Origin of the sequence: uncultured Rothia sp., assembly GCF_963555405.1 — a bacterium.
In the GTDB taxonomy this organism is placed as follows: domain Bacteria; phylum Actinomycetota; class Actinomycetes; order Actinomycetales; family Micrococcaceae; genus Rothia.
In genome coordinates this window covers 352899-359342 of record NZ_CAUVVO010000001.1, presented here as the reverse complement: position 1 = coordinate 359342, position 6444 = coordinate 352899, and the positions used below count along the sequence as shown (strand labels likewise).

Below are 6444 nucleotides of genomic sequence, written 5' to 3'. Positions count from 1 at the left end.
TTCCCGGTCGGGGCTCAGATAAGCCTGTCTCTTCGGAGGCAGGCTTTTTTGTTTGCCCGCCTATTTTGCCTGCCCAAAACCGGTACACGCAGGTGCTTAGCGCACGACTCGATGCCGGGTATAGCAAAGCCCCCGAGAAGAACTCGGGGGCTTCATCTTTATGCTCTTACGAAAGCGTTAGGAGGCGCGGCTTACCACCGGCAGCTGGGAGAGCAGCTCGTAGGAACGCAGGCGGTCCTCGTGCTCCCACGCCTCGGTCATGACAATCAGCTCGTCAGCGCCCGTGCGTGCCACCAGGTCCTCAATACGAGCCTGGGCGGTGGCGGGGGAGCCTACAATCGCCTCGGCGGTCATGCGCTCAATGTGCATCTTCTCGGCATCGGTCCAGATAGCGTCCATATCCTCCACGGGAGGCGCGAACGACAGGTTGCCGCGCACCACGCCCAGGAAGTGCTGCTGCTGGCTCGTGTACAGGTAGCGGGCGCGCTCGTCAGTATCAGCGAGCATTGCGGTGGCACCTACCATGACGTAGGGCTGCTCCAGGTGATCGGAGGGCTTGAAGTTCGCGCGGTAGGTATCCACCGCCTCCTGCAGCATGGCGGGGGCAAAGTGCGAAGCGAAGGCGTAGGGCAGGCCCAGCTGTGCGGCAAGCTGCGCACCGAACAGGGAAGAACCCAGAATGTACAGGGGCACCTTCGAGCCCTGACCGGGGATGGCGTGCACGCGGTGCATGGGGGAGGGCTCGCCCAGGAAGCGCTGCAGCTGCTGCACCTCGGCGGGGAAGCTCATGGCGGCAGAATCGTCGCGGCGCAGGGCGGCAGCGGTCATCGGGTCGGTGCCGGGTGCACGGCCCACACCCAGGTCAATGCGGCCCGGATGGAAGGCGTTGAGGGTGCCGAACTGCTCTGCCACCACGTAGGGTGCGTGGTTGGGGAGCATGATGCCGCCCGAACCCACGCGAATGCGCTCGGTTGCGGCGGCAATCTCCGCCATGACCACCACGGTCGCCGAAGACAGCAGGGAGCCGGCGTTGTGGTGCTCAGCGACCCAGAAACGCTCGTAGCCGTAGGACTCAGCCGCGCGCGCCGCGTCGATGGTGTTGAGCATTGTCTGGTGCTGGCTCTGGTCGGAGCGGTGCGGCATCAGGTCGAGGACCGAAATTTTTACGTTAGAAGACACAAGTTTTCCTTCTGAAGTAGATTGCGGGTACCCGTTCAGCCTACTCTCGCCTGGGCGAGAAGTGTAGGGGCACATTGCGCGCCTTCGCTAGTAGGTAAATAATGCTAAGAAATACTGCTTGTAATCTCTATACGTCCACTCTGTGCGCCCAAGCTGAACACTGTGCACAAGAGCTGTAGACTGAAACCATGAGCATTAACCCTGAGATTGTGGGCAGGGTCTACCCGTCCGAGAACACCTACGTTGTCGGCCGTGAAAAGATCCGCGAATTTGCCCGAGCAGTTCACGCAGAAAACCCCCTCCACCACGACGTTGAGGCAGCCCGCGCGGCAGGGTACGCAGATGTGATTGCCCCGCCGACCTTCGCCATTATCCTGGCGCAGGCAGCCGACGCGGCACTCATCAACGACGATTCCGCCGGTATTGATTTCTCCCGCGTGGTGCACGCCGACCAGCGCTTCACTCACCACCGCCCCATCGTTGCCGGTGATGAGCTGCGCACCGAAGTTCACGTGGACTCCGTGCGCGTCATGGGTGCCGGCGCTATGCTGACCACCCGCGAAGAAATCGTTGACGCGCAGGGCGAGCCGGTCACCACCTGCATTTCTTCGCTGCTGGTTCGTGCTGAGGAGGAGAACTAATGGTGCGTTTTGAAGATCTTGAAAAGGGCCAGGAAATCGGTTCGCGTACCGTGGAGCTCTCCCGCGCTTCGCTGGTGCGTTACGCTGGCGCCTCCGGTGACTTCAACCCGATTCACTGGAATGAGCGTTTTGCCCAGTCGGTGGGTCTGCCCGGCGTGATTGCTCACGGCATGCTGACCATGGGTACCGCCGTGCAGCTCGTGAGCGACTGGGTGGGCGACCCCGGCGCGATTGTGGACTACCAGACCCGCTTCACCAAGCCCGTTCCCGTGGCGGATGCGCCCGGCGGCGAAAACCCCGACACCCCCACGAACGCCCTGACCATTAGCGGTAAGGTGGGTGCTCTGAATGAGGAGGAGCGCACCGCCCGCATTGACCTGATCGTCACCGCGCGTGACGAGGAGGGCAAGGAGCAGAAGGTTCTGATGAAGAGCCAGGCTGTGGTTCGTCTCTCGGCGTAGTCTCTCAGCTTAGTCTCTCGGCATGGAGTTTCTGCGTTTGCAGATAGCTGCGTGAAAGCCCCGACGCTACCCGATGCGGTGGTGTCGGGGCTTTTGCGCGCTTACCGCTTTCGTGTGCTTATCGGCGGGTGGTGGCGTTTTCTTTTCTGAGAAAGGTGCGGTCTTTTCTGAGAAAGGTACGGCGGAAAATGAAGGCAAAATCACCATAAGGTTTTCGTGACTTTAACGCGTGGCGGGTGTTGACCCCGCACAACGACCGGTATTCTTAACCTATGACTGAAAAGCTGTTGAGCGAACTGACCACCGCCCAGGTAGGCGGCCCCGCTAAGACCTACGTCCGTGCCACCTCCGAAGCAGAAATTATCGAAGCAGTCTCCGCTGCAGACGCCGCAGGCGAGCCCGTCCTCATCGTGGGCGGCGGCTCCAACCTGCTGGTTTCCGACGAAGGCTTCAACGGAACCGTCGTGCACATCGCCTCCGAAGGCGTGGAGAAGCTGCCCATCCCCGCGTGCGGCGGCGCAAACGTGCGCGTGCAGGCGGGCACCATCTGGGACGACTTCGTCAAGCTCAGCATCGAGAACGAATGGGTCGGCCCCGCAGCTCTCTCCGGCATTCCCGGCACCGTGGGCGCAACCCCCGTGCAGAACGTCGGCGCATACGGCGTTGAGGTGGGCGAGTTCATCGCCTCCGTACGCACCTGGGACCGTGAAAAGAACACTCGGAAGACCTTCGCGAGCGCAGACCTGCGCTTCGGCTACCGCGACTCGGTACTCAAGCGCGCAACCGTCAACGGCTCGCCCCGTTACGTGGTGCTGACTGTTGATTTCCAGTTCACCCTCGGCAACCTCTCTTCCCCGATTCGCTACGCCGAGCTGGCGAAGAGCCTGGGCGTTGAGCCCGGCGAGCGTGCCGACTCCGCGCTGGTCCGTGAAAAGGTGCTTCAGCTGCGCGGCTCCAAGGGCATGGTGCTCAACCCCGAGGACCGTGACACCTTCTCGACCGGTTCCTTCTTCACCAACCCGATTGTGCCCCGCTCGACCCTGGAGTCCCTGCCCGAGGGTGCCCCGAACTTCCCGGTGGTTGTGAAGACTTCCCCGTTCACCGCGGGAGTCGAGGACCCGGATCGCGTGAAGCTCTCGGCGGCGTGGCTGATTCAACACGCCGGTTTCGATAAGGGCTTCGGCCTGGAGGGCGAGTCCCGCGAAATCGCCCAGGGCCGCGCGAGCCTGTCCACCAAGCACACCCTGGCGATTACCAACCGCGGCGGCGCATCCGCCGAGGACATCTTCGCTATTGCTCGCGCTGTGCGTGACGGCGTGCGTGAGCGTTTCGGCGTGACCCTGGTGCCTGAGCCGGTTGTGGTCAATGGCGAAATCTAAACGCTAAACTTCTCGCCCCTCGTAGCGCGAGAGCACATAGAATAAACGCTTCGGGCGGTCTCATCAACAGAGACCGCCCGAAGCGTTTTATTGACCCGCCGTAGCTAGTGGCGGGGCGAGGAGATGCGTGCCTGCCCCGGCAGGTAAGGCCTGCGCTTGGGCGCTGTGCGCGTTGCTGCCAGGGGAGCGGCAGGAAGGTGTTCCATTAGCACCTGAACCGCTAGGGGAAGCTTCTGCGGCGGGCAGGGGGCGTGGAAAATCGGCTTGTGACGCGTGGGACGGTACGGGTAGTATTCCGCGTCCTCGCTATGCGACCAGACAATGTTGCCGAACTCGCCGGGAACGGGGGAAAGCACATTAGCGTAGTAGGCGCGCGCCTGCAGGTCGGTACGCTCCGAGGCATCGGTAGACACACCGCTGGGCACACGATCCTGCTCGATGACGAGGGCGCGGACCATGCCACCTACCGTGCTGACCGCGTTCACGTGCAGGGCGAACAGGTCCCCGTCCTTGTGGTCGACCTGCACCTCGCCGTCCGCGAGGACTCGGGGACCCATGGTGATGCTGCTGGCGATTCCTTCGCAGAGGGCGCGGATGAGCGCCATACGTGCGGGGTAGAGGTCGGCGATATCCCAGCCGATGAGGGCTACGGAATTGCCTGCGTACTTCTCGCAGGATTCGTAGGACGCCACATCCACGTAGCCGCGAGCGATGGGCTCACGATCGTGGGGGCGGCCGTCGCGCTGCTCCCAGAAGCTGAGGGCGGTGGCGGTGAAGACCGCTTGACCGTCGCGTACGGCAACGCTGAGTACGAAGTCCTGCGGGTAGCCGTTCTTGCTGCGTGGGCGCAGGGGGATGGCGCGGGTGTATTCGGTGAATTCCTCTGGCCAGTCCAGGTAGTAGCTCATGCTTGCCCCGTCGCTACGGTGCACGGTGAGTTCGCCCGGTAGCAGCATGGCTTCGGGCACACTACCGGCGCGTTCGGCGGCGTAGTGTTCGCTGACGGGCCAGGGGCTGAACTCCGTGCGGTAGGGGCTGGAGAGGAAGGAATCGAGCATAGAACGTATCCTCTCATAGTTTGAGGTTTTAGTGCATGGATACGCGGCTTTTATGACAAATGAGCTGTCCTTTCTGAATGCTCGGAAAGAGTGTTCAGAAAGGACAGCTCATAGTGTAGGGTGGGCGGCTCGTTTAGAGGGACTCGCCGCGGCGTTCAGGCAGCAGGAACACGGTGGTTGCCGCTACCAGGAACGCGGTGGAGAAGAGCGTAAAGAGCAGCGGAGTTCCACCGAAAGCGACCAGCGGCGGCACAATGAGCGGCGCCGCGATGGATGCGATACGACCAATACCGGCGGCGGCACCGGTGCCGGTTCCGCGCAGGTGGGTCGGGAAAATCTCCGGGCTCAGGGCGTAGAGGGCACCCCACGCGCCGAGGTTGAAGAAGGAAAGCAAGCATCCGGCGAGGATGATGAATACCTCGGCATGCGCCATGCCGTAGCCAGCCGCTGCGAGGGCGGAGCCGAGCAGGAACGCGGCGAGGGTTGCGCGGCGGCCCCACTTTTCGATGAGGTAGGCGGCAACCGCGTAGCCGGGCAGCTGAGCGAGGGTCATGATCAGGGTGAACGCGAAGGACTTGACGAGGCTGAAGCCCTGGGCGCTCAGCAGAGTCGGAATCCAGATGAACGCGCCGTAGTAGGAGAGGTTGATGCAGAACCAGATGACGCACAGGGCGATGGTCTTGCGGCGCTGACCGGCAGCCCAGATGGAGTGGACCTTGGCGGACTCGGCGTTGTCGGCGCTTTCTACGGCGCCGTGCTCCGCGGAGTCCTCGGCCTTCTTAGCGTTGGGGAAGAGAGCGGGAGACGCCTCGAAACGCTCGACGACGCGGCGCGCATCATCGTGCTTGCCGACGGACTCCAGGAAGCGCACGGACTCGGGAGTTCCCAAGCGAATCACCAGCGAGTAGATGGCGGGGACCAGGCCGATGGCAAGCGCCCAGCGCCAGCCGTTCGCCTGGGGAACAACGAAAGTACCGATGAGCGCGGCGAGAATCCAGCCGACAGCCCAGAACGCCTCAAGGGCGACCACGACGCGGCCACGAATAGCGCGCGGCGAGAACTCAGAAATCAGGGTGGACGCCACCGGCAGTTCCGCACCCAGTCCCAGGCCGACCAGGAAGCGGAAGACGAGCAACACACCCAGGGAGGTGGCAAGCGCGGAGGCGCCGGTCGCCAGACCGTAAATCAGCAGGGTGAGTGCGAAGATGTAGCGGCGGCCGAGCTTGTCGGCGAGCAGACCGCCGAAGGTTGCGCCGAGCGCCATGCCGGCGAAGCCGATGGATCCGAGCCAGGAGGCTTCGGTGGGGCTCAGATGCCATTCCTTGATGAGGGCTGCCATGACGAAGGAGATGAGGCCGACGTCCATGGCGTCCAGTGCCCAGCCGAGACCCGAGATGCCCAGGAGCTTGCCGTGGGCGCGGGTGAAGGGGAGGTTTTCGAGGCGCTCATTGAGCGTGGGAGGTGCCGTGCGTTCCGCGGTGGGTGCAGTGGTGCTGGCGGGCGCAGCGGCGTTGGTGCGGTGTGAGTCCGTCGATGCGGGACGTGAGGAGGACACGGTAGTGGGTCGCTTCCTTAGTGTTTAGGCACAAGTGCCGGGTGAATTGTTCCATTACAGTGTATAAAGGTACTTTCGACTTGAACACTATTGAAACGAAAAAACTTTGAAATGACGAAAAAATCTCAACATGAAGAAATCTTTCACAGCACCCACCCAGCGGCGGGTGCT

The 6444-nt window shown here is 62.7% G+C and carries 6 protein-coding genes; 3 read left to right on the top strand and 3 right to left on the bottom strand.

The genetic code is table 11. The annotated features are described in order from the left end of the window. Positions 1–177: 177 nt before the first annotated feature. A complete protein-coding gene (locus RWL87_RS01465) occupies positions 178–1179 on the bottom strand; it encodes an LLM class flavin-dependent oxidoreductase (RefSeq protein WP_313968647.1) in 1002 nt (333 codons plus the stop codon). A 188-nt stretch (positions 1180–1367) separates the two neighbouring features. Here RWL87_RS01465 and RWL87_RS01460 point away from each other — a divergent pair, with 188 nt between their 5' ends. From RWL87_RS01460 to RWL87_RS01450, 3 genes are all read left to right on the top strand, one after another. Further along, positions 1368–1820: a MaoC family dehydratase N-terminal domain-containing protein gene (locus RWL87_RS01460; RefSeq protein WP_005504824.1), complete on the top strand. Its 453-nt coding sequence runs from the start codon at positions 1368–1370 to the stop codon at positions 1818–1820. Beyond that, positions 1820–2281: a MaoC family dehydratase gene (locus RWL87_RS01455; protein WP_313968646.1), complete on the top strand. Its 462-nt coding sequence runs from the start codon at positions 1820–1822 to the stop codon at positions 2279–2281. Before RWL87_RS01460 ends, RWL87_RS01455 begins: the two co-directional genes overlap by 1 nt. 272 nt (positions 2282–2553) lie before the next feature. Then, positions 2554–3660, top strand: a complete 1107-nt coding sequence (locus RWL87_RS01450; RefSeq protein WP_313968645.1) for a UDP-N-acetylmuramate dehydrogenase — start codon at positions 2554–2556, stop codon at positions 3658–3660. Between the two features lie 104 nt (positions 3661–3764). Here the strand turns inward: RWL87_RS01450 and RWL87_RS01445 are convergent, their stop codons facing one another. Together RWL87_RS01445 and RWL87_RS01440 are read right to left on the bottom strand one after the other, a co-directional pair. Further along, positions 3765–4718, bottom strand: coding sequence for a histidine kinase (locus tag RWL87_RS01445; protein ID WP_313968644.1), 954 nt, complete (start codon positions 4716–4718; stop codon positions 3765–3767). Positions 4719–4851: 133 nt separating this feature from the next. Next, on the bottom strand, positions 4852–6273 hold the full coding sequence (locus tag RWL87_RS01440; RefSeq protein WP_313968643.1) for an MFS transporter: 1422 nt from the start codon (positions 6271–6273) through the stop codon (positions 4852–4854). Positions 6274–6444 lie beyond the last annotated feature (171 nt).